Origin of the sequence: Enterobacter sp. RHBSTW-00901, assembly GCF_014103115.1 — a bacterium.
GTDB classification, from domain to species: domain Bacteria; phylum Pseudomonadota; class Gammaproteobacteria; order Enterobacterales; family Enterobacteriaceae; genus Enterobacter; species Enterobacter cloacae_P.
Genome location: NZ_JABXPB010000001.1, coordinates 4,024,106 through 4,047,388, shown reverse-complemented (window position 1 = coordinate 4,047,388; position 23,283 = coordinate 4,024,106). Strand labels below are relative to the sequence as shown.

Below are 23,283 nucleotides of genomic sequence, written 5' to 3'. Positions count from 1 at the left end.
CGTAAGGAAAACGCCGGGGTTGACGTTGACCTTGATTTTGTTTCCGAAGGAAACGGTTTTAGCCTGCGGCAGGCAACCGTCGGTAGACCCCACGGCATTAGAGCGAAGCGATAATGCGTAAGCGGGCATTGCTTTATTTTTTATCGCCATAAATGACTCAAAAATAACAACAATGTATAAGGCTTACCTTTATTAATTAATACTAAATACATGAATGTCTGTAAAACAAACCGCCGAATTAAGCGGCGTAATCTGGATAAACGGGCGAAGTATTCCGTGATATTACATAAATGGGGTTTAGATGGCGTCCGAAGGACAAAAAGAGTGTTAATTTATCCCGCCGTAAGGCGGGAAAAGACTAAATCACATAAAATACATAGGAAGGTGAAATAAAAAACACTAATAAACAAAAATAAGTAACGCGGAGAGTATCAGATATTTTTAGTTAGTAATTGCTATCACTTGTATTGCATAAATTACAAAGTACGCGATTTAGGTTTTTGTTGACTGGAAATCAGGCGGTTATGATCTACGATTAGTGTGCATCACTCCTCAAGGAAATTTGATAAAATGGGAATGATGATCATCTTATTAATTACATACAGCGATTATAATGAGGCTAAAATGTCCGAACATCAAGTATTATGCATCAATAAAAGCAATCGCCAAAGTGCTCATGAAAGGATAACCCATATTGGTGGTAAAAATGCTGATGGCACCAGATGGAAGCTCACACAGCAAGAGGCTATAAGCGGAATCGAATCAGGGAAATGGAAATTTTATGTTAATGCAGGAGGACACTCAGTTTGGGTGATTGTTGCTGTTAGCGCCTCTGGTAATAAATACTTAAAAACACAAAATGATGGTGAGCAACCTAATAACCTCTTGAATCTCCCTGAGTGTGCATGATTGCTAAAGAAAGGGCCTTTTGGCCCTTTCTTACTATTTACGGCAATTATCAACTTATTTAGCTACACCTTTGAATGGTTTCCCATCTTGTTTTTGGTCCATAAATTGACCGTTGTCAGTATTCCGTTTAGTATAATTACCATTTTTAGGATTTTGAACTTGTGTACGGTCTCGAACTGAACCTTTTCTTGAATCATTTCCTGTATTTGTAGCCATACTTATTTCCTCAGACTAAGGCAGCATCAAATGATGCATTGCCATTATTCTCTCTTATAGCTGCACTGACAATAAGAATTGAATATCACTTTTAAGAATAACAACTTGTTGTTATACATTCATGCATTATTAACTCAGAATAAAAGGTAAATATTATTCTCATACTATTGATTAATTTTTTAATTATGCTAATTAGTGTTAAGGAAATAAATACAAGGATGTTTCATGTATAAAAATAACGATGAAGCCATCGATCTTGAAGCAAAGCGATTACTTGATAATGGAATCTATACCGATCTGGAAAAAGCGTATAGTGAAGCAGAAAAGATAATCACAGAGATAAGAGTTGAATTTAAAAAGAAACAGGAAAAGAAAAAATTTCGCTCCCGGATTAAATCAATCAAACGAGCACTTTCAGATGATGAGTTTAGAACTAATATTCCTTATAATCATATAAATCAATGGAGTAAATAATGAGTGATGATGAAATAAAAAACACCTATCTAACTGGCAATGTTTTTCAGAGTGATAAAAGCAGACCGGAAGTAAAGAAAACACTTGAGCAAAAAATTGCTGGAGCACAAAACAAATTAAATCACCTTAAAGCAAAAGAAAAAAGAGACAGCAAAAAGAAAATACGAGACAAAAAAATAATTCTTGGTGCTGAAGTTGCCAAGGTTTTAAACTGTGATATAAGTGAGGTAGATAAACAATTAATCTTTGGTTTGTTGTTAGAAGTTCCATCCTTACATACGCACGATATCGAAAGGTATAAATTAAATGGACAAATCTACATTGAAAGAGTCCTCAAAAAATTCAGGCCATAAAATCCTTTCACGTCCGAACAGCTCTCCGGCTTAAAACTTGTTTTAGGCTGGGGAACTGTTGACCAAGCCCCAGAGGGCGCGGTAGTCAATTTAACAATTGATGTAATATAATGCATGACATACTTTATTAAATAATACCCGGAACGATTAACTTTTTTCTACACCGCGATGTAAAGGGTTATATGCATCCAGTGATTGAAGTATCGGTAGACTAAGCTCATTTGGGAGCATGAACCATACAGGATTACCAAATGTTTTTGGATAACCCTTGTCCTCGCCTTCACCATTCCATCTCATAGCGAGGCGCTTAGTCCCATCCTCCCAGATCCCCCATGCAACTGAGAATCCGTTTAAATCATAAATAATTTCCAATACTTTGAAATTATGCGGATTCACTTCTCTTGGTGATGGCATATTGTTTCCTTTATAAGAGTATTCACGATGCCCGGATTAAAGAATGTATGGAATGTGTTTAGATAGCAAAATCTTCTAAAATCTTACCACCTTCCAGTGCAGCAGCAATCGCTTTTGGTGTACGACCCTGACCTGTCCACGTCTTTTCATCGCCATTTTCATCAATGTATTTGTATTTAGCAGGACGAGGATCACGAACCGCAGCCGGACGGGAAGATTTAGGATTAGCCAGCAGCTCTGATGGGTCAATACCATCTTCAAGCAGTTGTGCACGCAGTGCTTCAATTTTGGCCTGACGTTCAGCATTTTGTTGCAGTGCAAGTGATTCTTCTTGGCGTCGGTCTTCAACAATAGCAGTTAATTTTTCAAGCATCTCTTCCAGAGTAGCCAAATCTGTTTCTCGTGCCTGTGCGCGAAGGGTACGAATGTTATTAAGTGCTTTAATAGTGTCAGTCATTGTCTTTTATCCTGAATGTTTAAGGTCATAAGCAGGATAACATACAAAGATGATAATGGATAAAATTACTCCTCCTAATTTTTATTGTTAACGGTTTTTTATGGATTACATCTTAACCAATCTTGACCTCTTTTTTATTTTTGTTAATTGATATGTACGTGAAATAAAAAAGGACGATGAAAATGAAAAAACAAAATAAAAAGGGATTCTCTTTGCTGGAACTCACTTTGGTGTTGGGCGTAGGGAGCATCATGGCATTCATGAAGTTTCAGGATATGAAAAAAGATCAAGAAAATTTCATAGCTAATACCGTTGGTTCGCAGATGAAGCAAATGGGGGAAGCGGTAAATGGTTATATCAATATCCGCTATGACAAGCTTTCTACGCTGGCATCGAGCAGTAGCCAGTCAAGTGATCCGGGTACCCGTATCTGTAATGGTTCAGGCTGCGAAATTACGTATCAAACGCTCGTTAATGAAGGGTTATTACCTGCATCCTATACAGGGGTTAATGCCCAAAGATCTTCCTATAAGATAACATTAAAACGTTCAGGAACATCTCCCAACTATATTATTAATGGCCTGATCACGACAACTTTACCTTGGATTGAAGGTGGCAAATATCGTTATGATCTGTTGGGAAAAGCTATGCAGGAAACAGGGATAGACAGCGGGATGACGTAATCACCAACTTTAGCGTCTGGCTTGCAGGGTGCTTGGAAAGAAACATCAACAGATTACAGTAATATCAACTCAGAGGGACTTCTGGCTTACCGTGTTGGATACGATTCCGCTATGTATTCTGTTTACCTGCGCCGTGATGGAACATTGCCGATGACAGGCGACCTGAATATGGGAGGCAATATTATTAATAATATAAAAGACATTAATGCATCAGGAACTGGTAATTTCGGTAATAACTTGAATATCACTAAAAATTTAACAGTTGGTGGTGTAATAAACTCAGGTAAAGGTATTATTTCCAATGACTATATTTATGCTAAAGGAGATTTTTCTACAGATAGTATTGCGTATGTAAGAAAATCTCTAAATGCAGGAGAAAATATGTATGCGGTTGGAAATATTGGGGTTGCGGCTGATAGTAATAAAAAGATGGCTGCTGCTTTGAATGCGGATGGAACAGTATACGCAAAAAAGGCTTTTGTGACTGATGGGGATATATATGCAAACTCAGGGACTGTCAATGCATCATATGTTTGGGCATCAGGAAATCTTAATTCTAATTACATCCATTCAAACGGGAGCATTAATGCTGATGGAAGGGTAAATGCAGGTGAGTTTATATATATTAACAGCCAAGCTAATATCGGTGATGGATGCTCTCCTGCGGGGTTGATAGGGCGCACTAATGAAGGAGTTATTATTTCTTGTGTAAATGGCATCTGGAATAAATCTAAATATAACTACAGCGAATATGTAGTTAGCTATATCAACAACAGCTCTGGAACATGCTCTTCTTGCTATCAAACGAAGAATATAGGTAAACACTTGTTCTGTTCATTATCAGCAAACCAAACTTCAGATGGAATGGTTAAACATTCTATTGTCTATTTTAATGGAACTGATTGGATCATGGAAATGCGAATTACGAGCTGGCCTGCCGGTATTAATACATGGATGCATGCGATGTGTTTTGATTGAGAGATTTAGAATCATAACCATATGATAAAAAATCTATTTTATTTCTGAGTATAAATTTTCCTTGCAAATTTGGATGTGTTTTTATTACTTTCCAGTAATGATTCTCATTTGATTCATAAGACTCAAGTTATCCTTTCTATAATGTCTTGTTTGGTGCCTGTTTTATGCTAATGTTAACTCTGCTATTGATTTTCTCATTTTATTTTGTTATGTGAGGGGACTATGAGGTTGTTAATTATTTCATTATTTATGGTATTCTTTACAACAGGTGTTTTTGCCAAGGGGGTGGGGTATCACTCATCTTTAGGAAGCGGATACAAAGCATCTAAAACGTATGGCTACGGGACAGGGAGTAGTCTAAGTCACGATAAGGTCAGCGGTTATACCACAACAAAAGGTAAGTATGTTCCGCCCTATACTAGAACATCTAAGGACTCTACGCAGTATAATAACTTCGAAACGAAGGGGAATTATAATCCGTACACCCACAAATATGGGACAAAAACTGCTACCCATTAATAGTAAAACGGTGGGTATGGCGAAAAACCTTAGCCAAAGTGCTGGTGACTTCGAGTTTTAACTCTAATCGGTGTAGCACGAATAATATTTTATTTTTATACACTGTGATCTGACCAAGTTAAAGCTTGTATGGTACGATAAAATAATCGACACTGCCGTACCATAGCAGTTTTTTAAAAATACTATATATTATATATCATTTATTTCATTGGAATATAGCTCCTTTATTGCTCTGTATTTTTTGTCATCCCTTTCCGTTAACGAATTGATTATTTCGTCTTTTGAAAAAAAGTAATCAATCTTATTTTGTAATTTTGTTGTACATTTTGATATGCTCTCTATAGTTGCAGCCAACTGTGTTCTTCCTTGTGAGGAAAATGCATTCCATCTGAATTTAGGCGAGTGTTTTAATGACGATACTAAGTCCATTATTTCTAGAAGTATTTTTTTACTTTCAGAAGAATTTATTCTCGGTAGCGTAGAGATCTTTTCAGGGTATAACCACCATAAAAATTCATCGACAGTTGAATAGTCTAAAGGGTTTTTCTGACCTTGGAATGCTTGTGATGGTATTTTATTTGATGCTTCTGGTGGTAGTGAACTATCAATAAATATTCTGGCACCTTTCCCTAAACTTTCTAGTGTGACTGCATTGCTTACCGCTTTACCGCAAACGAAATGGCCTAGCTGTCTATTCACTTTTTCGGGTTCAACTATTTCACCATAAGCCATTCCGCCTCGACACAGAATTCCATTTCTTGTTGTCTCCCACATGATTTCTCTTGCAGCATTCAAAACAAGATCCGTGTTACGAGACCATATGAATGCACAGTCAGAGAGCTGTGCTATCTGTAGGTTTTTTTGCTTAGCACCTTTCAATATTCTTCTAAACAAAACTAAGAGTTTTGCACAATATAACTGTTCTGAATAACTTTTTTTTGAAGTGAATTTGTGAGCTTTGAAATCATCTTCGATAATAGGTATTATGCCCTGTGTTAGTGCGCTGATGCCTAGAATGTCTATATATAGAACAGAACCTTGATATTGATTCATGAAGTTTCCTTGTCAATATTTATTAGAAGAATTGACTTTACTCTGTCAAAAATTAAACACTTACTTACTCAACAATGATTTTCAATCATAAGTTTACGGTTATACAGGAAAATCTCATTAATGTAATAGTTTCTATTAAAGGTCTGGATGCTTAATTCCCATGCAATATTCTGACCAATCATTCATCAGCGTCACACCCGTTTAGGCCATAACGTCCCACGCTGGTAAGCGGCCTCTGCTTTGTCTGCCAGTTGATGTGCCAGAGCATGTTCAATGACTTCACGCTGATGCGATGTTGTTTCGCCAGCCCAATCACGGAAAGTTGATCTGAACCCATGCTGCGTTAAGTCGGTATACCCCATGCGCTTTAGCACTGCCAGTAATGCAGTGTCAGATAGTTGTCCTTTACGTTGGGCAGGGAACACAAAATTATTATCCTTAAAGCGCGGTAATTCCTTTAGCAGCGCAATGGCAGCATCTGACAGAGGAACACGATGCTCTTTTGCTGCTTTCATCCGGCTGGCGGGTATGGTCCATGTTTTCCCCGCAAGATCGATTTCATTCCACTCTGCACCGCGTATTTCACCAGAGCGAGCGATTGTGAGAATGGCAAATTCAAGAGCGCGGGCAGAAATGCCCTGACGTTGACGAAGTTCGTCCATAAATGTCCCAATATCACCATAGGGAAGGGCGGCATGATGTTTTTGGGTTTGAACTTTGCTGGGTAAGGGGAGAAGGGGTTTTAACATTCCTTTCCATGCTGCAGGGTTATCCCCTTCAAAATATTCTTTTGCTTTGGCATAGTCGAGAACGGCTTCAATACGCCCGCGAAGGCGACTTGCTGTTTCATTCTTTATCAGCCAAATGGGTTCAAGGATGGCTAAAAGATCAGTTTTTGTTATTTCATTTACTGCTTTCTGACCAATAAACGGATAGGCGTATGTTTCTAAGGTAGCTCGCCACTGAGCGACATGTTTCTTGTTATTCAGCTCGCTGGCTTTGATTGCCAATACGTCCTCACAGCATTGAGCAAACGACCGTTGTTTACGGGCTAATTCTACTTGTTGAGTAGTGCGCTCATGTTTTTCTTGTAGCGGGTTAATTCCATTCCTGATTTGCTTGCGGAGTTCACGAGCCTTTTCACGGGCCTCTGCCAAGGAGACTTCGGGGTAGGGACCAAGACCCAAGTTCAAGCGTTTTGGAACGGTCTTACCTCTGGCATTAACTCTGACTCCCATAGCCACGCAAAGAATCCATGATCGGGACTGGCCTCTGTTTCGGAGATATAAGCCGTCAGCGCCTCCGACAGCAAAAGAGCCTTCTGTTTTTAATCTTGATACGGCAAGCCCTGAGAGTTCTTTAGCTTTCTTCGGCATATCGATAATCCTGTCATACAACCCGCCATGCATACGGTACTGCATAAAATCGCTGATTGCGTCGGAAATAGCAATACATTACCGAACAATAAATAAATTACAATATATTGTTTTATATATAAAAAATGGATTTCTTCGGACGTTGCTGAACACTAAAAAAATAGACCTCTCAGCGGGAAAACTGGATGCGACAAGCGCAATTAAGGAAATTGCTCTTCTGTTGAAACAGGATAAGAGCGAAGCACAACGAATGCGGGATTTTGTCAACGACGGCGGTTCACTGACCTCGCTGGTACAACAACATTGCGAGCTGTGGGCGACGAGTCTATAAGCAGCCCCTCCCTTTCGGCTGATATATATTGCTTTGCTTTACGTTACACGATGCCCGACAATAACGTTTTTAACTGACGATTAACATTAAGATGAAACACCCGTTAGAATCGCTGTTAACCGCAGGGGGCATACTGCTGATGGCCCTGCTTTCCTGCCTGTTGTTACCTGCGCCCTCTCTCGGGCTGGTGCTGGCAAAAAAGATGGTTGCAACCTTCCATCTGGTCGATCTGAACCAGCTCTACACCATTTTGTTCTGCCTGTGGTTCTTGCTGCTCGGCACTATTGAATTCTTCGTCCTGCGTTTCATCTGGCGTCGCTGGTTTTCACTGGCGGCGTAACCGGCACAAAAAAGCCGGGTGGCAGCCCGGCATTCTCGTCATCTCAGCCCTAATACGCCCGGCTGTGGCTCTCTTTGCGATAGGCTCCAGGCGGCTGGTTAAAGGCACGGGTAAAGACCCGCGTGAACGTCTGCTGCGAGTCAAACCCGTAACGCAGGCAGATGTCGTACACGCGTTCGTTCGATTCACGCAGGTCGCGCGCCGCCAATAGCAGCTTACGTTCGCGAATGTAACGCCCCAGACTCTCCCCTTTGTACTGCATAAACAACCGTTGCAGGTGCCATTTCGAGTAACCCGCATGACGGGCAATCTCTTCAATGCGCAGCGGCTGGTGCAAGTTGTCGTCGATCCACTCGACGATAGTGTCGATGACCTGAGCGGAAATAGTCATACTGCGTTCCCCTCTGCTCCACAATTAATCATTATTCCCACCACACGCGAAATTGCTGGGTGGTATCACTCACCCGGACAGGCTCGCCCAGTTCCGGTGTCAGCAGCCGATAATTTTTGTCCGCACTGGCTTTTGCCAGCTGGATCAACGGGTCGTTCCAGGTGTGTTTCGCCAGCACAAAGCGCCCGTTATGTCCCGGTACCACGGCTTTAGCATTGAGATCCGCCGAGGCCTGCGCGGTTTCATCCGGCAGCATGTGGATGTGCTTCCAGTCCTGGTCGTACTGGCCGTTTTCCATGATGGCTAAATCCACCTCGCCAAACTGTTCACCGATAGCCCTGAAGTGCGGGCCGTAACCGGAATCCCCGCTGTAGTAAACCTTCTGCTCTGGCGTGACGAACATAAAGCTGCCCCACAGCGTCTGGTCACGCTTAATGCCACGTCCGGAGAAATGACGCGCCGGTAGCACATGCACCGCCAGTTCATCACTGATATGCACGGACTGGTTCCAGTCGCGCTCATCAATAATCTCTGCCTTCATACCCCAGTAGCGCAGATGAGAACCCACACCCAGCGGGGTGACCACCTGCTTCACCTTTGGCAGTAACGCCCTGATGGTGGCGTGATCCAGATGGTCGTAGTGATCGTGCGAGATAATCAGCAGATCGACCTCCGGCATACTGCCCGCATTCCAGGGATACTCACCCGCGAAGGCTTTATTGAGGAATGAGAACGGCGCGGCGTAATCACCGAGCACCGGATCGATCAGGATACGTTTTCCCGCCAGTTGCATATACCAGGAGGAGTGACCAAGCCACACCAGAGTGTCTTGCTCCAGAGGCAAACCCGCGAGATCGGTTTTCACCAGCGGCAATGGCTGAGCAGGACGGGCGTTTTCGGTTTTTTTGGTCAGGAACTCCCACATCGCCACCAGCATATTTTTGTCGCCGTTATAACCCGGCGTAGGGAGCGTATTGTGGAATCGTCCGTCTCGGTACTGTGGAGAAGCCTCCACTTCCGGGAGCTGCTCACCCTGCGGTGGCTGGCCAAATCCGGCGTTCAGGACAAAAGGTAAACTCGCAGCTGAAGCAATAATCATGACAAACACCACGCAGATAGAGAGACTTTTCATATCCTGACCCGAATACGCGCCCCTTCCGATGGTTTGCGCGGGTTGAGCTTGATTATGAGTGAGTAAGCACTCATTATAGATATGCTGATAAAGTCGTCAAGACGTTTTCGATCTTTGACATTCCGCGTTGCAGCGTGGCAGAGCACGTGTTTCAATCATGGCTTTTACAATTGACAGGAGGAAAAATTTAGTGGCACGTCCGAAGAGTGAAGATAAAAAACAGGCCTTACTGGAAGCAGCAACCGCTGCATTTGCACAGTCAGGGATTGCCGCCTCAACGGCGTTAATTGCCCGTAACGCGGGCGTTGCTGAAGGCACACTGTTCCGTTACTTTGCTACGAAAGACGATCTGCTGAATGCCCTCTATTTGCACCTGAAGCAGGATCTCTGCCAGACCATGCTGGAGAACCTCGATCGCACCATCACGCTGCCTAAAGAACATACCCGCAATATCTGGAACAGCTATGTGGACTGGGGTATTCGTAACCCCGTTGCTCATGCGGCTATCCGCCAGATTGGCGTCAGTGAAAAGTTGAGCGCCGAAACGGAACTGGCGGTGAAAGAGATGTTCCCGGAACTCCATGAGCTGTGCCGCCGTTCGGTGCGCCCGGTGTTTATGTCGGATGAATTTAAAACGTTTGGCGATGCGCTGTTCTTATCGCTGGCCGAAAGCACGATGGAATTCGCCACCCGCGATCCGTCTCGCGCAGGGGATTTTAAATCCCTCGGTTTTGAAGCCATGTGGCGCGCACTTGCCATTGAGGACGTTAATGGACAGTAAATCACTGCAGGAACACGCAAAACGCGTGGCACTGGAAATGCCCTTTACCGAACAGTGCTGGCCGTTTGGCCCGGAATTTGATGTGTTTAAAGTCGGCGGTAAGATTTTCATGATTGTCGCGGTCGCCCACGGGCGGCCTCATATCAGCCTGAAGTCCGAACCGGAAAAATCCCTGTTAAATCAGCAAATCTACCGCGGGGTTGAACCTGGCTATCATCTGAATAAAAAGCACTGGATCTCACTCTATGGCGGAGAAGACATTACGCCAGAACTGGTGGCCGATCTGGTGGCTGACTCGTGGAACCTGATTGTCGATAAACTGCCGAAAAAAGATCAGAAGTGGATCCGTCCAGCCTGATTGTTCGTCTGAGACGAACAGTATAAGCGCTCGAATCGCACTTATCTTTTTCCGTTTCGCCCTGTAATCTGCTCTCCTTTCACGCCCCTGTGGGGCGAATGTAACCACCAGGAGTTGTAATGGATATTATTTCTGTCGCCCTGAAGCGCCATTCCACCAAGGCGTTCGACGCAAGCAAAAAACTGACCGCCGAAGAAGCGGGAAAAATCAAAACCCTGCTGCAGTACAGCCCATCCAGCACCAACTCTCAGCCGTGGCACTTTATTGTAGCCAGCACCGGGGAAGGTAAAGCGCGTGTGGCAAAATCTGCGGCCGGTACTTACGTGTTCAACGAACGTAAAATGCTGGATGCTTCTCACGTCGTGGTCTTCTGCGCGAAAACCGCAATGGACGATGCCTGGCTGGAGCGCGTGGTCGATCAGGAAGATGCCGACGGCCGTTTTGCGAACCCGGAAGCAAAAGCCGCTAACAACAAAGGTCGCCACTACTTCGCCGACATTCACCGTGTTGATCTGAAAGATGACGACCAGTGGATGGCAAAACAGGTTTACCTGAATGTCGGTAACTTCCTGTTGGGCGTGGGCGCAATGGGCCTGGATGCCGTGCCGATTGAAGGCTTTGACGCCGCGATCCTCGACGAAGAATTTGGCCTGAAAGAGAAAGGCTACACCAGCCTGGTGGTGGTACCGGTTGGGCACCATAGCGTGGAAGATTTCAACGCATCCCTGCCGAAATCTCGCCTGCCGCTGAGCACCGTCGTGACGGAGTGCTAATCACTGCTGGTACGCCGGGTTCCGGCGTGCCAGATTTCAATACAGTATGATTTGCGGATGTTTGACTCCACACACCAGCGCATAACGCGTTAACGTGTCGAGACTTGCCCGCGTAATATTGGCTTCCATTCGGGATACGGTTGGCGCACTGACGCCCATTCGCTCCGCCACCTGCGCACGCGTAAGACCGGCATGATTTCGCCATTGCGCCAGCATCTCGCGTAAGCGCTCCTTACGTTCTTCTGCGTCAAAAGCAGCCTTTACATCAGAGTCACTTAACAACTCTGCTCTCAACTCATCCCAGTCAATGATCTTCTTGCTCATCCAACATCTCCTGTTGTCGTTTCAGTGCCAGACGGATCTCCACAGAAGGTGTTTTCTGCGTTTTTTTGATAAATACGCGCAAGAGATAAATCGTCTTATCCCGCTGATAAACGTATATCCCGCGGCTATGGATTAGCCCGACGGTGCGTATTTCAAACAAGCCATATGACAATGGTTTGCTGTCGGGAGCCCGTAGTACGGTTGGGTTATTGCGTAATTTATCAAGCTGGCGAATCAACTTCGCCTGTACCCCTGCAGGCAAAGAGAGGATCTCTTCTCTGACTGCCTGATGAACGATGAGTCTGAACACGGTTTTTTCATCCCTGATGATATTAGCATGTAAGGCAATTTGCATTAAAGGCTAATTTTGCCTTTCGTGATTCACCTTACCTGTTTTATCCAGGCTAAACCGAATACCTGTTGATTCCCTGAAAGCCCTTCGCAAAAAACTTATCTGGCCGTACTTCCGGCGTGCCAGATTTTCTCCGCATAACGGCCTATCACCGCCAGCGACGCCGCCAGAATCAGGAAAAACACGACCTTGTTCATCCCATCCCAGAAGTATTCGAAGTAGCGGGTGTAGAGGTTAATGGCGAGGAACGTCAGACCAAAGCCACGCAACATGCCGTCGTCGGTTTTCAGGCTGATGTAGATACAAATTGCCGCCGCCACGGCGAACAGCAGCGCCCACGGCAGAAGCGATGCCTGAGTGATGCTGTACCAGTTATCAATATCGTAATTACCAAAAATCGACATGATCCACAGGGCAACAAAGAGATACGTCAGGCCCATAGCTTTACTGGTGGTATAGAGATGTCGCGCCTGTAACATTGCGCGCAGCACCCAGCACAGCGCCAGCAGCGCGCCCCCGAAGAAGATAAACCGCACCGGGTAGTTCATCCCCAGCCAGTAAGCGCCCCAGCCGGACATATACCCCGTCTGTGCCCCAAACCAGTTACCGAGCGAGAGTAAAAAGAACAGCCACACTAACCCGAAACGCCCAAAAAAGCCCACCAGACCATAAACGGCGCAGCCCGCCAGGAACAGCGAGGCAATGTGGCCGCTGCCGTTATCGAGCCGTTCACCAAGCTGCCAGAGAGCAATCGCCGTAAAGAATACGCCGAGGAACAGGATCGCTTCAGTGCTGTAGTGCCACTGCGTTTCTCGCCGCTGACGGCTGAACCCCCACAGGTAGAATAATACCGCCACCAGCGCGGGCAGCCCGATACGGGCGAGGGAGGAGAAAGCAAAGAATTCAATGATACGCGCCATCAGTTCGCTGTCGGAAAACAGACTGCCAATAGCAATGATGACGCAGGCCAGCGCCGTCCAGAAGGCATAACGGCTGAGGCGTTGCCAGTCCAGGGTCACGCGCTGCAGCGTACCGGCCAGACGCTGGCGTTCCTCGGGGGTTAATGCCCCTTCCTGCTCCCACTCGCTAAGCGCACGGTGAAGGAGGCGTTCCTGTTTGCGGGTAACGTTCATATTCACTCCCTGAAAAGTCAGATGTTAATTGAGTATAACAGCCTGTTCTGCCAGCCACGTCATCGCCCTTTCCCCCGCCTCATCCACTGGCAAATACACCAGCAGCCGCGACCCGTTGCGCGGAGCAGAGTACCAGTACATTTGCTGCAGAATAAAATTTCCCAGCTCAGGATGCGCGAACAGCTTCAGCTGATTTTCCACACCGCGAACATCGTTGCGCTGGTGCCACAGGGTTTTAAACTCCTCAGACACCGCAAAGAAACGTGCCAGTTTGGCTTCCCAGAGTGGGTCACCCCGGTGTTCGGCCATCGCCGCGCGGAAATAGGAGACAAAAATCGGCAGTACGTCATCACGTTTGCCCAGACGGGCACGCCACGCCGGATGCGTCAGAAAAAGATAAATGCAGTTGCGATCTTCTGGCGGGATGGCGTTAAAGTCGACGCCCATCAGATGACCGAAACTGTCGTTCCACGCCACAATATCAAAATTCGGTTTCTGAATGCTGGCAGGCTTTGGCATCAGCGTATCAAGCAACCGGCGCGTGCCTTCGCTGATGCTCTCACAGCAGGCCGCCTGCGGCGCTTCACCCGGCGGCAGACCAGCCAGTACAAACAGGTGTCGGGTTTCAGTCGGGGTACACTGCAGCGCTTTGGCTATTGCGGCCATCACCGCTGTAGATGGATTCACATCCCTGCCCTGCTCCAGCCAGGTGTACCAGGTGACGCCCACATCTGCCAGAAAGGCCACCTCTTCACGACGCAGCCCCGGTGTGCGGCGACGGCCACTCCGTGGCAAGCCGAGACGCTGGGGATCGAGGCTTTCACGCCGTGCGCGTAAAAATGCCCCCAGCTGTTTTCGGGTGTCATCCTGAAGTGAGATGACGGGTTCAGACATCAGCGCCATAAATCCCCCTGCATGGTAGTGCCAGTACCAGTATAAGTAAGAACTGGTACCCGTTTATGAGATCACCGATGCTACGACCATCTGCTGAATGACGCAATGGAGTCACCATGAATACGTCAGTTGTTTCACCGGGTCGCGCAGGCCTGATATTGCTGTTAACCGGCCAGATGCTGCCGCTTATCGATACGTCAATTACGAACGTAGCGCTGGATTCAATAACCCATTCGTTACACGCCACCGCCACCGGGCTGGAGCTGATCGTCGCCCTCTACGGCGTGGCTTTTGCCGTCTGTCTGGCACCCGGCAGCAAGCTGGGCGATAACCTGGGCCGCCGTCGTCTGTTTATGTGGGGCGTGGCGGGCTTCGGCCTCGCCTCGCTGCTGTGCGGGATGGCGGGCAACATTGAACAGCTGCTTGCCGCGCGTATTGTTCAGGGTGCAGGCGCGGCGCTGATCATGCCGCAGATCCTCGCCACGCTGCACGTCACGCTAAAAGGCACCGCCCATGCCAAAGCCATTAGCCTGTTTGGCGGCATAGGCGGCATCGCCTTTATCGTCGGGCAGATGGGCGGCGGCTGGCTGGTATCCGCGGATATCGCCGGGTTGGGCTGGCGTAACGCGTTTTTTATTAACGTGCCAATTTGTCTGGTGGTGCTGGCGCTGAGCCGTCGTTACGTGCCAGAAACCCGTCGTGAAATGCCATCGCGCATTGACTGGACGGGCACTGTGCTGCTGGCGACGATTCTCTGCTGCCTGCTGTTCCCGATGGCGCTTGGCCCACAGTGGCACTGGTCATGGCCGCTGAAAGCCGCATTGCTCGCCATCATCCCGCTCACCTTTTTTATGGTGATGAATGCGCGCCAGAAAGAACGGGAGAACGCGCATCCGTTGATCCCACCACGCCTGATGCAGCTTCGCAGTATTCGCTTTGGGGTGCTGATTGCGGTGCTCTTTTTCAGCGTCTGGTCCGGGTTTATGTTCTGTATGGCGCTGACCATGCAAACCGGTCTGGGCATGGCCCCCTGGCAGTCCGGGAACAGTTTTATCGCGCTCGGTGTGACCTACTTTATTTCTGCGTGGTTTGCCCCGCGCCTGATTGCCCGCTACAGCACCAGTACCATTCTGCTGACCGGGCTGGCGATCCAGATAACCGGGCTGCTGGCACTGATTGTGACGTTCCATTTCTGGGGGATGAACAACACTGCCCTGACGCTGGCTCCGGCGACCGGGCTGGTCGGCTACGGCCAGGCATTAATTGTGAACAGCTTCTATCGCATGGGTATGCGCGATATTCAGCCTGATGACGCGGGAGCCGCGAGCGCGATTTTAAGCACGCTACAGCAGGCTGCGCTGGGGCTTGGCCCGGCTATTTTCGGGGCGATTTTGCTGCATGCGCTGCAAAACCATCACGGTAATTATACCCAGGCGATAAATGTTTTTCTGGCGGTAGAAGCCACCATGATGGCAGGGCTGGCACTGGTGACGCGGTGTATGCGTCACCACCTGTGCCTGCCGGTGGTGAAGACCTGCCAGGCCACGAAATAAGCCCGGCACGCTCTTCGCCACCGGGCGAAAAGGGCCCTACTTCTTACGGGAAAGTTTAAATGCCGCAAACAGGAAGATCACCCACACCGGTAGCAGCAACGCTGACAGGCGCATGTCGTCGATGGTACACATCAGCACAAGGATCATTGCCAGGAAGGCGATGCAGATGTAGTTCCCCGCCGGGTACAGCAGCGCTTTAAACTGTGTCTCCCGCCCTTTGCGGCGCATCGCCGCGCGAAAGCGCAGGTGTGCGAGGCAGATCATGATCCAGTTCAGCAGCAGCGTGGCAACAACCAGCGCCATCAGCAAACCAAAGGCCTCTTTCGGCAGCAGGTAGTTGATCAACACCACCAGCGACGTGATGGCTCCGGAAAGCAGCAGCGAGTTCACCGGCACGCCGCGATGGCTGACGCGGGTCAGAAACTTCGGCGCGTTACCCTGCACGGAGAGCCCAAACAACATGCGGCTGTTAGAATATACGCCGCTGTTGTAGACCGACAGCGATGCCACCAGGATCACGAAGTTCAGCGCGGAGGCCACGACGTTGCTGTTCAGATCGTGGAAAATCATCACGAACGGACTGCTGTCGGATTTCACTTCCACCCACGGGTAGAGCGCCAGCAAAACCACCAGCGAACCGATGTAGAACAGCAGGATCCGGTACACCACCTGGTTGACCGCTTTCGGGATGCTTTTATGCGGATCGCGCGCTTCAGCAGCGGTGATACCAATCAGCTCCAGCCCGCCGAAGGAGAACATAATCACCGCCAGCGACAGGATCAGCCCCTTCCAGCCCGTTGCCAGGAAGCCGCCGTGCTGCCACAGGTTATCGATGGTCGCACGCTCGCCGCCATGACCGGAGAACAGCAGCCAGAGGCCAAAGCCAATCATACCGATGATTGCCAGCACCTTGATGAGCGCAAACCAGAACTCGGTTTCGCCATACAGGCGCACGTTCACGAGGTTAATGGCGTTGATGATAATAAAGAAGGCCGCTGCCCAGACCCAGGTCGGTACGTCCGGGAGCCAGTACTGCATATAGATGCCTGCCGCAGTCAGCTCTGCCATCCCGACCAGTACAAACATCACCCAGTAGTTCCAGCCGGAGAGGAAGCCGGCAAACGGGCCCCAGTATTTATAAGCAAAGTGAGCGAACGAGCCTGACACCGGCTCTTCGACGACCATCTCGCCGAGCTGGCGCATGATCAGAAAGGCAATGACCCCGGCGATGCCGTAACCCAGCAGTACCGCCGGGCCAGCCATCTGAATGGCGGGGCCGATACCCAGAAACAGCCCGGTACCGATAGCGCCGCCCAGGGCGATTAACTGAATATGTCGATTTTGCAAACCACGTTGCAGCGTCGGATTGTGCTCCGACGAGGCTTCAGAACTACCGCTGCCTGAAGCGGATGACGCGTCTTTCACGTCCTACCCCTGTCTCTTTTTTAGAAGGGGCACGTTTTAACACTTCATGCTGGTGGTAGCAAGAAAAGCAGCGGGGAACGACATTGCATGCGGTGGCGATAATGAGTGTATTAACCCCCCGTTGGCTGGGGGGTCATTAAGTCAGATACGGTAAATCTTAAAATACGCGGGCGTTACCGGTGATATCAATACGCACTGCCGCCCCCGGGTTCCAGCCTGGCTGGCTGACGGTTTTCAGAACCAGCGGTTCCTTTTGCCCGGCTAACGCAAGCGTGAGGACGGACAAATGCCCGGTGAAATCCACATCGATAATCGAGAGCGGGCTTTCATGTGGTGAACACGCCGTGACCCGCATCTGTTCAGGACGTAGCATCACCTTGCCCTCGCCTGCCGCATACGCGTTGTCCGTACGTATCTCACCCAACGCACATACTGCACGCCCGGCGGCAAGCTGGGCAGGCAAGATCAACGCATCGCCAAGAAACAGCGCAGTCTCTTCATCCACCGGCTGGGTGTAGACCTCAAACGGTGTGCCAACCTGCGTGAAACGCCCGGATCGCATCACGGCAACCTGGGTGGCAAATGACAACGCTTCGTTTTGATCGTGGGTCACCAGAATAGAGGCCACACCCGCTTCCGCCAGCAGATCGGCGGTTGCCTTGCGCGTCATCGCGCGCAGACCGGTATCCAGAGCAGAGAACGGTTCGTCGAGCAGCATCAATGAAGGACGCTGTGCCAGCGCACGGGCAAGTGCCACACGCTGTTGCTGTCCACCGGAAATCTCATGCGGCCAGTGTGTCGCAAGCTTCCTGTCCAGCGAGACCATCTCCATCAACGCTTCTACGCGCGCCCGTTTCTCGTGGCGGGTACCGTCTAAGCCCCAGGCGATATTGTCTGCCACATTAAGGTGTGGAAACAGCGCCCCTTCCTGGGGAACAAAACCGATACCGCGCTGGTGAGCGGGGATAAAATTGTCTTCATCGAACAGCGTGCGGCCCTGCATCACAATGCGCCCGGCATCCGGCGTTTCAAACCCGGCCAGAATACGCAGCAGTGTGGTTTTACCCGACCCTGACGGCCCGACAATCGCTGTCCTGCTTCCCGGCGCAACGCTCAGGTTTAAACTGTCGAGCACCCGCACATCGGAAAACGATTTAGAAATGGACGTTAATTCAAGCATGTCATAGCCCTGCAATTTTTTTAGACTGCATGTAAAGGATCGCGGTCAGCGGCAGTGAGATAAGAATCATCAGCATGGCGTAAGGCGCAGCAGCAACATAATCGATCTCGCTGGTCAGCGCCCAGAAACCGGTGGAAAGCGTACGTGTCCCGAGCGGTGACAGCAGCAGCGTGGCGGTCAATTCGTTGCTGACGCCGAGGAAGACCAGTGCCGCCCCCGCCGCCGCACCCGGTGCAGCCAGCCGCATAGTGACACTCCACAGCGCCTTCGCTGGCGTGCTGCCAAGACTGCGCGCCACGTTTTCCAGCTCTACCGGAGCCTGAGCCATCCCGGCCCGCAGGTTAATCAGCGCGCGAGGCATAAACATCAGCAGATAGGCGAGGAACAGCGTAATTTCCGTCTGGTAGATAGGCCGGGCGTAATGGATGGTAACCGTGACCAGCGCAAGGGCGGTCACAATACCTGGCAGCGAGCTGGTGATGTAGATGCACCCTTCCAGCATCCGGAAGATGCGGCGCGGGTAGCGAATACCGAGCCAGGCAATGGGGATCACGCACGTGGTGGTCAGCAACGCACCGCCCACGCCCAGCATCAGCGTCTGACGCAACGAATGCCAGAGGTCAGCATTCATCCAGTTTTGTACACCGCCAAGCCATATCCAGCGGCAGAGCACACCTAACGGGACACCCAGAGCCAGGACGACCAGTAAAAGGAACAACATCTGACCCAGCGCAGCCGCAGCAGGTTTCAATGGCCAGCGTTTTTGTTCACGGGCGGCACCGGCACCAATACGCGCGTAACGTGCTTTACCGCGCGTGACCCCTTCCAGCACTAAAATGGCCAGACAGCACAATGCCAGCACCCCCGCCAGCATGTTAGCCGCAGGGCCGCTGAACGTTGACTGAAACTGGTCATAAATCGCCGTTGTAAAGGTGTCAAAGCGGATCATCACATACAGGCCATACTCCGCCAGCAGATGCAGCGCCACCAGCAGCGCACCGCCGCAGATAGCGAGTTTGAGCTGCGGTAACACCACGCGGAAAAAGACCCGCCACGGCGGTGTACCGAGCGAAGCAGCCACATCTTCAAGCGTGGGGTCGAGACGGCGCAGCACCGCCGCAACCGGCATATAGATAAACGGGTAGTAAGCTAAAACGGAGAGAAACACGCCCGCAGAAAGGCCGTGCATGGAGGGAACAACGCTCACCCAGGCATAGCTTTGCACAAATGCGGGGATCGCCAGCGGTGCGACCGCCAGCGCAGACCATATTCCCCGGCCAGCAAGCGTCGTGCGTTCTGTCAGCCAGGCGATTGCCACGCCAAGCACAATGCACAATGGAACCGCGAGCGCCGTTAGCCACAACGTGTTGCTGAGCAACTCAGCAACACGTGGACGGAATACCAGAACCTTAATGCTTTCCCAGCCCGTCTCAATGCCAATGGCAATGATAAAACCCAAAGGCAAAAGCGCCATTAATGAAAACAATATAGCTAACGCTACCATCGGCAGCGCAGGACGCCTGCGGACAGGCTCCCGCACCCCGTTTTTACCGATGTCGAGACTCAGACCAGACATAAGACGTTCACTTTACTCTCAGGATCACAGCAGACCGGCTTGTGTCATCAGCTCGATAACTTTTTTACTGTTGAGCGTTGAAGGTTCAACTTTTGGCGCATCGAGCGCATTCAGCGGAACCAGTTTCGGGTTAGAAGCGGCATTCACACCCACGGCATATTCAAAGGCATTGTTGGTACGCAACTGTTCCTGGCCTTCTTTACCGGTGATCCACTTAATGAACGCCTGAGCCTGTTCTTTATGTTTGCTGGAAGCCAGTACACCGCCGCCAGAGAGGCTGACAAACGCGCCAGGATCCTGGTGTTTGAAGTAGTAGAGTTTGGTGTTTTTGCTGTTTTCACCCGTTTTGGATTGATCAACAAAACGGTAGTAGTGATAAATCACCCCGCCATCAATCTGACCGGCGTTAACGGCTTTCATCACGGTGCTGTTACCTTTGTAGGCAACAAAATTGGCTTTCATCGCTTTGAGCCATTCCAGCGTGGCTTGCTCACCTTTCAGCGCCAGCATCGCACTGACGATTGCCTGGAAATCAGCGCCTGACGGAGATGCCGCCCAGCGTCCTTTCCACTCAGGTTTTGCCAGATCCATCAGCGATTTCGGCAACTGCTGCTCGCTCAGCTTTGCCGGGTTATAAACAAATACCGTGCTACGCGCGGCAATACCGATCCAGCGGCCATGCGCTGGTCGAAACTCCGCTGGTACCTGCTTTAAGGTGTCAGCCTCTAAGGGTGCAAACAGTTTTGCATTATCAACCAACACCATCGACGGGGAGTTTTCCGTCAGAAACACGTCCGCAGGTGAAGCGCTGCCTTCCTGAACCAGCTGATTGCCCAGCTCGCTGTCATCGCCATTACGCAGTGTGACTTTAATCCCGGTTTCTTTCGTAAAGCCATCAACCCATGACTTCACCAGATTTTCATGCTGCGCGTTGTAAACAACGATGCCTTCGTTGTTATCAGCCGCAACTGACTGTGTGGAAAGGAAAATTGATGAAGACAACAGTGCAAGCGAGAAGCATGACAATACGCGAGAATTCATAAAAATATCCTTAATAGACCAAAGTAAATAACAACGAATGGCTTTGCGGGTAAGGATTAAAGCACACAAAAACGCTAATGATAATTAGTATCAATCCAGTTTAAGCGTAAAAGTGTAAAATTTCTTTATCGCAGAGTTTAGAATGATAAAAAACTGATAATAAATCATCACTCAACAGAAGATTAGGAAAACCTTAAATCTGAAAAAGACGACTGATTAGCTGACGCCAGGGTTATTTCAGATTATTTAAGCAACAGACAGATAACCGGGAAGGCTGAAAGGATGACGTGACGATGAGCGAAGGTATTGAATGGCACGCCCTGTAGGATTCGAACCTACGACCTACGGCTTAGAAGGCCGTTGCTCTATCCAACTGAGCTAAGGGCGCACGGAGAAGAGTGAACTTCGTGGTGGTGAAACGCGTGGAATTATACGGTCAATGACAGCTGAGTCAATGCCTTTACCGTCTTCTCTTCCAATAACGACTAGCCGGTTGTAAATACGGCTGTTTTTTCAACATTTATGGGTATATCCCTCCCGTTTTACCGCTGCGAAAAGACTTAGTCGCATTTAAGTAACGCCTGCTGTTTTCCTGCGCGTCGCCCCGGCACACTGGTATGAGGTATCCCGGCCGCCTGGAGGCTGATCAACAACAGGATAATGGAGTGACAACGCAAAACCTGACGTATACGCCCCCCCGATTACAACGCATTTCTCAGGACATTATCGGCATTAAACTTGAACCCGTCGTCGCCCTCTCCTCTTCGCGCACCGTGGGTAACGAGGTGCTCAGCATATTGTCATCACATCAGCACAGTGAACATTATTTTCGCGATCAATCCGCTGACCAGGCAATGATGCTGCTCGAAGCGCAACTCGCCACGCTAAAAAACGCCTTACCCGGTAACAACCTTTTTATCAATCTGCCGATAACGGTATTAACCACGCCGGCAACGTTTCAGCGTTTACTACAGTTGCAAAGCCCGCCGCTGAACATTGAGATTGTCGACCCGGCGGGCTTTTTCTTGCTGTCTGAGGCGCTTCGCGCACGCGTCACCTGTCGCCTGCAGGAGCTTACGATGCAGGGTCACCGCATCTGGCTGGATGACGTAAATGAAGCATTGGTGAAATCATTTTTATCCTGTCACCTGCCGTTAACCGGGGTAAAAATCGATAAGATCGCGTTCTGGCGTTTACGAGCCACTCCGGCGCTATCGCAACTGGTCTCTCTCTGTTCGAAAATTGCCGAAAATGTCCTTATCGAAGGCATTGAGACAGACAGGGATCATGCCTGTGCCCTACAGGCAGGCGCGGGATTAGGTCAGGGATATTACTGGCCATCCTGGACATGGCCAGAAGAGTAAGCGGTCATCGCCGGGAGGGAAGCTATACGAATGACAGTGCGCCGTTACAGGCGGCGTCGTACAGGAAGTGATGCACTGGGATTTACGCACTCGGCATTTGCTCCCCCCTTCTTCGATCGCCTCGAATTTTTGAGCCAGTCTATCAACCAGACTCGCAAAACCGACGCCCCCTTTATCATTCTGGTCACACAGGATAATTTTCTTCGTTCGGGGTTCCTCAACGGGCAGTTTCCCCTTAGCAACTGCTGTGACTATGACACGCTGGAAGCGGCCCTCAGTGCTCTTAACCACTGGCCTTCAGCGCGGCTTGTCGTGGATATCGACAGCCGGGCTTCAACGCTTATTGACCTGCTGGATCGGCTAAGAAGACACAGCCTGTACCCGCCATTCCTCGCGCCCCATCTGTTAATTCGGGCTGATGATTATGACGCCCGACTTTTTTGTAAAGCTGCTGGCCCCTTTCATGTGCTGGAGCGCCAGCTTTCTCCACCGGCTATGCAGCAATACCTGCTGGAAACCTCATTTCTGCCGCGCAACAGAAAAGAGTGGTTCTCTCGCGATGAGTGGCCTGTTTTACAGGATCTGTCGCGCGGTAACTCGTTACGGCATATTGCACACCTGCACAACCGCCCTTACAACCGCATCATTTATCGCCTTAGTTGTATCCTGACGAAGCTTGGGCTAAATCATCGTCAGGAGCTGCTGCATCTTCTCAATAACCTTTCAGACATCACGTTTTAACGCCCTCACTAACCCATTAATTCCTAAACACCTTTAAGAAATTACTTACAAGATTTGTTATTTTTATGTTAAAAATTAACAATTAAGTCGAATTTAAAACTATTCCTAATTTATCCACTTCAATGAAGTGAAATGCTGATAAAACCGACACAGGCAGTGCTT

Annotated in this window: 24 protein-coding genes, 1 tRNA gene and 3 pseudogenes; 12 read left to right on the top strand and 16 right to left on the bottom strand. The window is 49.2% G+C overall.

The genetic code is table 11. The annotated features are described in order from the left end of the window. Window positions 1–570 precede the first annotated feature (570 nt). Window positions 571–909 (top strand): DUF3892 domain-containing protein, encoded by a 339-nt coding sequence (locus tag HV318_RS19470; RefSeq protein ID WP_249421815.1) that lies wholly within the window; start codon window positions 571–573, stop codon window positions 907–909. 54 nt (window positions 910–963) lie between these two features. Here the strand turns inward: HV318_RS19470 and HV318_RS19465 are convergent, their stop codons facing one another. Then, window positions 964–1,125 carry a hypothetical protein gene (locus HV318_RS19465; RefSeq protein WP_182274043.1) on the bottom strand — a complete coding sequence of 54 codons (162 nt, stop codon included), beginning with the start codon at window positions 1,123–1,125 and terminating at the stop codon, window positions 964–966. A gap of 225 nt (window positions 1,126–1,350) precedes the next feature. Between HV318_RS19465 and HV318_RS19460 the strand changes: the two genes are divergently transcribed. After that, window positions 1,351–1,599, top strand: a complete 249-nt coding sequence (locus HV318_RS19460; protein WP_182274042.1) for a hypothetical protein — start codon at window positions 1,351–1,353, stop codon at window positions 1,597–1,599. Further along, window positions 1,599–1,952 (top strand): conjugal transfer protein TraD, encoded by a 354-nt coding sequence (gene traD / locus HV318_RS19455; RefSeq protein WP_182274041.1) that lies wholly within the window; start codon window positions 1,599–1,601, stop codon window positions 1,950–1,952. The genes HV318_RS19460 and traD overlap by 1 nt, the downstream gene beginning before the upstream one ends. A 147-nt stretch (window positions 1,953–2,099) precedes the next feature. On the opposite strand, the gene HV318_RS19450 is transcribed toward traD, so the two are convergent. Beyond that, the gene (locus HV318_RS19450) at window positions 2,100–2,366 is read right to left on the bottom strand and encodes a hypothetical protein (protein WP_104696738.1); all 267 of its coding nucleotides are present in this window, start codon (window positions 2,364–2,366) and stop codon (window positions 2,100–2,102) included. A 58-nt stretch (window positions 2,367–2,424) separates the two neighbouring features. After that, entirely contained in the window at window positions 2,425–2,823 is a 399-nt protein-coding gene (locus HV318_RS19445) for an H-NS family histone-like protein (protein ID WP_182274040.1), read from the bottom strand. A 182-nt stretch (window positions 2,824–3,005) separates the two neighbouring features. Between HV318_RS19445 and pilV the strand changes: the two are divergent. Beyond that, window positions 3,006–4,484 (top strand): annotated as a pseudogene (gene pilV / locus HV318_RS19440) (shufflon system plasmid conjugative transfer pilus tip adhesin PilV). Between the two features lie 708 nt (window positions 4,485–5,192). Here pilV and HV318_RS19435 read toward each other — a convergent pair. Beyond that, window positions 5,193–6,056 carry a BAR domain-containing protein gene (locus tag HV318_RS19435; RefSeq protein ID WP_182274039.1) on the bottom strand — a complete coding sequence of 288 codons (864 nt, stop codon included), beginning with the start codon at window positions 6,054–6,056 and terminating at the stop codon, window positions 5,193–5,195. Between the two features lie 135 nt (window positions 6,057–6,191). Further along, a pseudogene (locus HV318_RS19430) lies at window positions 6,192–7,432 on the bottom strand (tyrosine-type recombinase/integrase). 169 nt (window positions 7,433–7,601) lie between these two features. On the opposite strand from HV318_RS19430, the pseudogene HV318_RS24385 reads away from it, so the two are divergent. Continuing rightward, window positions 7,602–7,763: pseudogene (locus HV318_RS24385) on the top strand (YbdK family carboxylate-amine ligase); the annotation flags it as partial. Between the two features lie 91 nt (window positions 7,764–7,854). After that, window positions 7,855–8,103: a DUF1158 domain-containing protein gene (locus HV318_RS19425; RefSeq protein ID WP_182274038.1), complete on the top strand. Its 249-nt coding sequence runs from the start codon at window positions 7,855–7,857 to the stop codon at window positions 8,101–8,103. 49 nt (window positions 8,104–8,152) lie between these two features. On the opposite strand, the gene HV318_RS19420 is transcribed toward HV318_RS19425, so the two are convergent. Together HV318_RS19420 and HV318_RS19415 are read right to left on the bottom strand one after the other, a co-directional pair. Then, window positions 8,153–8,494 (bottom strand): RamA family antibiotic efflux transcriptional regulator, encoded by a 342-nt coding sequence (locus HV318_RS19420; protein WP_182274037.1) that lies wholly within the window; start codon window positions 8,492–8,494, stop codon window positions 8,153–8,155. 31 nt (window positions 8,495–8,525) lie between these two features. Beyond that, the gene (locus HV318_RS19415) at window positions 8,526–9,626 is read right to left on the bottom strand and encodes an MBL fold metallo-hydrolase (RefSeq protein ID WP_182274036.1); all 1,101 of its coding nucleotides are present in this window, start codon (window positions 9,624–9,626) and stop codon (window positions 8,526–8,528) included. A 190-nt stretch (window positions 9,627–9,816) separates the two neighbouring features. Between HV318_RS19415 and HV318_RS19410 the strand changes: the two genes are divergently transcribed. From HV318_RS19410 to nfsB, 3 genes are all read left to right on the top strand, one after another. Beyond that, the gene (locus HV318_RS19410) at window positions 9,817–10,407 is read left to right on the top strand and encodes a TetR/AcrR family transcriptional regulator (RefSeq protein WP_182274035.1); all 591 of its coding nucleotides are present in this window, start codon (window positions 9,817–9,819) and stop codon (window positions 10,405–10,407) included. After that, window positions 10,397–10,765, top strand: coding sequence for an MmcQ/YjbR family DNA-binding protein (locus HV318_RS19405; RefSeq protein ID WP_182274034.1), 369 nt, complete (start codon window positions 10,397–10,399; stop codon window positions 10,763–10,765). The genes HV318_RS19410 and HV318_RS19405 overlap by 11 nt, the downstream gene beginning before the upstream one ends. Window positions 10,766–10,884: 119 nt before the next feature. Next, the gene (gene nfsB / locus HV318_RS19400; RefSeq protein WP_182274033.1) at window positions 10,885–11,538 is read left to right on the top strand and encodes an oxygen-insensitive NAD(P)H nitroreductase; all 654 of its coding nucleotides are present in this window, start codon (window positions 10,885–10,887) and stop codon (window positions 11,536–11,538) included. A gap of 36 nt (window positions 11,539–11,574) precedes the next feature. On the opposite strand, the gene relB is transcribed toward nfsB, so the two are convergent. The 4 genes from relB to HV318_RS19380 all read right to left on the bottom strand — a co-directional run bounded on the left by relB (window position 11,575) and on the right by HV318_RS19380 (window position 14,250). After that, the gene (gene relB, locus HV318_RS19395; protein WP_182274032.1) at window positions 11,575–11,862 is read right to left on the bottom strand and encodes a type II toxin-antitoxin system RelB family anti-toxin; all 288 of its coding nucleotides are present in this window, start codon (window positions 11,860–11,862) and stop codon (window positions 11,575–11,577) included. Next, window positions 11,843–12,172, bottom strand: coding sequence for a type II toxin-antitoxin system RelE/ParE family toxin (locus tag HV318_RS19390; RefSeq protein WP_182274634.1), 330 nt, complete (start codon window positions 12,170–12,172; stop codon window positions 11,843–11,845). The genes relB and HV318_RS19390 overlap by 20 nt, the downstream gene beginning before the upstream one ends. 140 nt (window positions 12,173–12,312) lie before the next feature. Beyond that, entirely contained in the window at window positions 12,313–13,347 is a 1,035-nt protein-coding gene (locus HV318_RS19385) for a DUF2157 domain-containing protein (protein WP_182274031.1), read from the bottom strand. A 24-nt stretch (window positions 13,348–13,371) separates the two neighbouring features. Then, complete coding sequence (locus HV318_RS19380) at window positions 13,372–14,250, bottom strand: helix-turn-helix transcriptional regulator (RefSeq protein ID WP_182274030.1); 879 nt, start codon at window positions 14,248–14,250, stop codon at window positions 13,372–13,374. Between the two features lie 107 nt (window positions 14,251–14,357). Between HV318_RS19380 and HV318_RS19375 the strand changes: the two genes are divergently transcribed. Next, window positions 14,358–15,794, top strand: coding sequence for an MFS transporter (locus tag HV318_RS19375; protein WP_182274029.1), 1,437 nt, complete (start codon window positions 14,358–14,360; stop codon window positions 15,792–15,794). Window positions 15,795–15,830: 36 nt separating this feature from the next. On the opposite strand, the gene pheP is transcribed toward HV318_RS19375, so the two are convergent. The 5 genes from pheP to HV318_RS19350 form a co-directional block, all read right to left on the bottom strand. Then, window positions 15,831–17,219 (bottom strand): phenylalanine transporter, encoded by a 1,389-nt coding sequence (gene pheP, locus HV318_RS19370; RefSeq protein WP_182274028.1) that lies wholly within the window; start codon window positions 17,217–17,219, stop codon window positions 15,831–15,833. Window positions 17,220–17,376: 157 nt separating this feature from the next. Continuing rightward, on the bottom strand, window positions 17,377–18,399 hold the full coding sequence (locus HV318_RS19365; RefSeq protein ID WP_182274027.1) for an ABC transporter ATP-binding protein: 1,023 nt from the start codon (window positions 18,397–18,399) through the stop codon (window positions 17,377–17,379). A gap of 1 nt (window position 18,400) precedes the next feature. Continuing rightward, complete coding sequence (locus tag HV318_RS19360; RefSeq protein WP_182274026.1) at window positions 18,401–19,975, bottom strand: ABC transporter permease; 1,575 nt, start codon at window positions 19,973–19,975, stop codon at window positions 18,401–18,403. Window positions 19,976–19,999: 24 nt separating this feature from the next. Continuing rightward, window positions 20,000–21,016 carry an iron ABC transporter substrate-binding protein gene (locus HV318_RS19355; RefSeq protein ID WP_182274025.1) on the bottom strand — a complete coding sequence of 339 codons (1,017 nt, stop codon included), beginning with the start codon at window positions 21,014–21,016 and terminating at the stop codon, window positions 20,000–20,002. Between the two features lie 311 nt (window positions 21,017–21,327). Beyond that, window positions 21,328–21,404 (bottom strand) — tRNA-Arg (locus tag HV318_RS19350). 277 nt (window positions 21,405–21,681) lie between these two features. On the opposite strand from HV318_RS19350, the gene HV318_RS19345 reads away from it, so the two are divergent. Both HV318_RS19345 and HV318_RS19340 read left to right on the top strand, forming a co-directional pair. After that, complete coding sequence (locus HV318_RS19345; RefSeq protein WP_249421814.1) at window positions 21,682–22,380, top strand: EAL domain-containing protein; 699 nt, start codon at window positions 21,682–21,684, stop codon at window positions 22,378–22,380. Between the two features lie 24 nt (window positions 22,381–22,404). Then, window positions 22,405–23,121 carry a response regulator transcription factor gene (locus HV318_RS19340; RefSeq protein WP_182274633.1) on the top strand — a complete coding sequence of 239 codons (717 nt, stop codon included), beginning with the start codon at window positions 22,405–22,407 and terminating at the stop codon, window positions 23,119–23,121. Window positions 23,122–23,283: the final 162 nt, after the last annotated feature.

Bases quoted from the DNA above. Each gene is read 5' to 3' on its own strand.
- HV318_RS19365 (WP_182274027.1), bottom strand. From the start codon at position 18,399: ATGCTTGAATTAACGTCCATTTCTAAATCGTTTTCCGATGTGCGGGTG.
- HV318_RS19445 (WP_182274040.1), bottom strand. From the start codon at position 2,823: ATGACTGACACTATTAAAGCACTTAATAACATTCGTACCCTTCGCGCA.
- HV318_RS19450 (WP_104696738.1), bottom strand. From the start codon at position 2,366: ATGCCATCACCAAGAGAAGTGAATCCGCATAATTTCAAAGTATTGGAA.
- HV318_RS19465 (WP_182274043.1), bottom strand. From the start codon at position 1,125: ATGGCTACAAATACAGGAAATGATTCAAGAAAAGGTTCAGTTCGAGAC.
- HV318_RS19415 (WP_182274036.1), bottom strand. From the start codon at position 9,626: ATGAAAAGTCTCTCTATCTGCGTGGTGTTTGTCATGATTATTGCTTCA.
- HV318_RS19380 (WP_182274030.1), bottom strand. From the start codon at position 14,250: ATGGCGCTGATGTCTGAACCCGTCATCTCACTTCAGGATGACACCCGA.
- HV318_RS19355 (WP_182274025.1), bottom strand. From the start codon at position 21,016: ATGAATTCTCGCGTATTGTCATGCTTCTCGCTTGCACTGTTGTCTTCA.
- HV318_RS19425 (WP_182274038.1), top strand. From the start codon at position 7,855: ATGAAACACCCGTTAGAATCGCTGTTAACCGCAGGGGGCATACTGCTG.
- HV318_RS19420 (WP_182274037.1), bottom strand. From the start codon at position 8,494: ATGACTATTTCCGCTCAGGTCATCGACACTATCGTCGAGTGGATCGAC.
- HV318_RS19360 (WP_182274026.1), bottom strand. From the start codon at position 19,975: ATGTCTGGTCTGAGTCTCGACATCGGTAAAAACGGGGTGCGGGAGCCT.
- HV318_RS19460 (WP_182274042.1), top strand. From the start codon at position 1,351: ATGTATAAAAATAACGATGAAGCCATCGATCTTGAAGCAAAGCGATTA.
- HV318_RS19385 (WP_182274031.1), bottom strand. From the start codon at position 13,347: ATGAACGTTACCCGCAAACAGGAACGCCTCCTTCACCGTGCGCTTAGC.
- HV318_RS19405 (WP_182274034.1), top strand. From the start codon at position 10,397: ATGGACAGTAAATCACTGCAGGAACACGCAAAACGCGTGGCACTGGAA.
- HV318_RS19375 (WP_182274029.1), top strand. From the start codon at position 14,358: ATGAATACGTCAGTTGTTTCACCGGGTCGCGCAGGCCTGATATTGCTG.
- nfsB (WP_182274033.1), top strand. From the start codon at position 10,885: ATGGATATTATTTCTGTCGCCCTGAAGCGCCATTCCACCAAGGCGTTC.
- traD (WP_182274041.1), top strand. From the start codon at position 1,599: ATGAGTGATGATGAAATAAAAAACACCTATCTAACTGGCAATGTTTTT.
- HV318_RS19435 (WP_182274039.1), bottom strand. From the start codon at position 6,056: ATGAATCAATATCAAGGTTCTGTTCTATATATAGACATTCTAGGCATC.
- HV318_RS19470 (WP_249421815.1), top strand. From the start codon at position 571: ATGGGAATGATGATCATCTTATTAATTACATACAGCGATTATAATGAG.
- relB (WP_182274032.1), bottom strand. From the start codon at position 11,862: ATGAGCAAGAAGATCATTGACTGGGATGAGTTGAGAGCAGAGTTGTTA.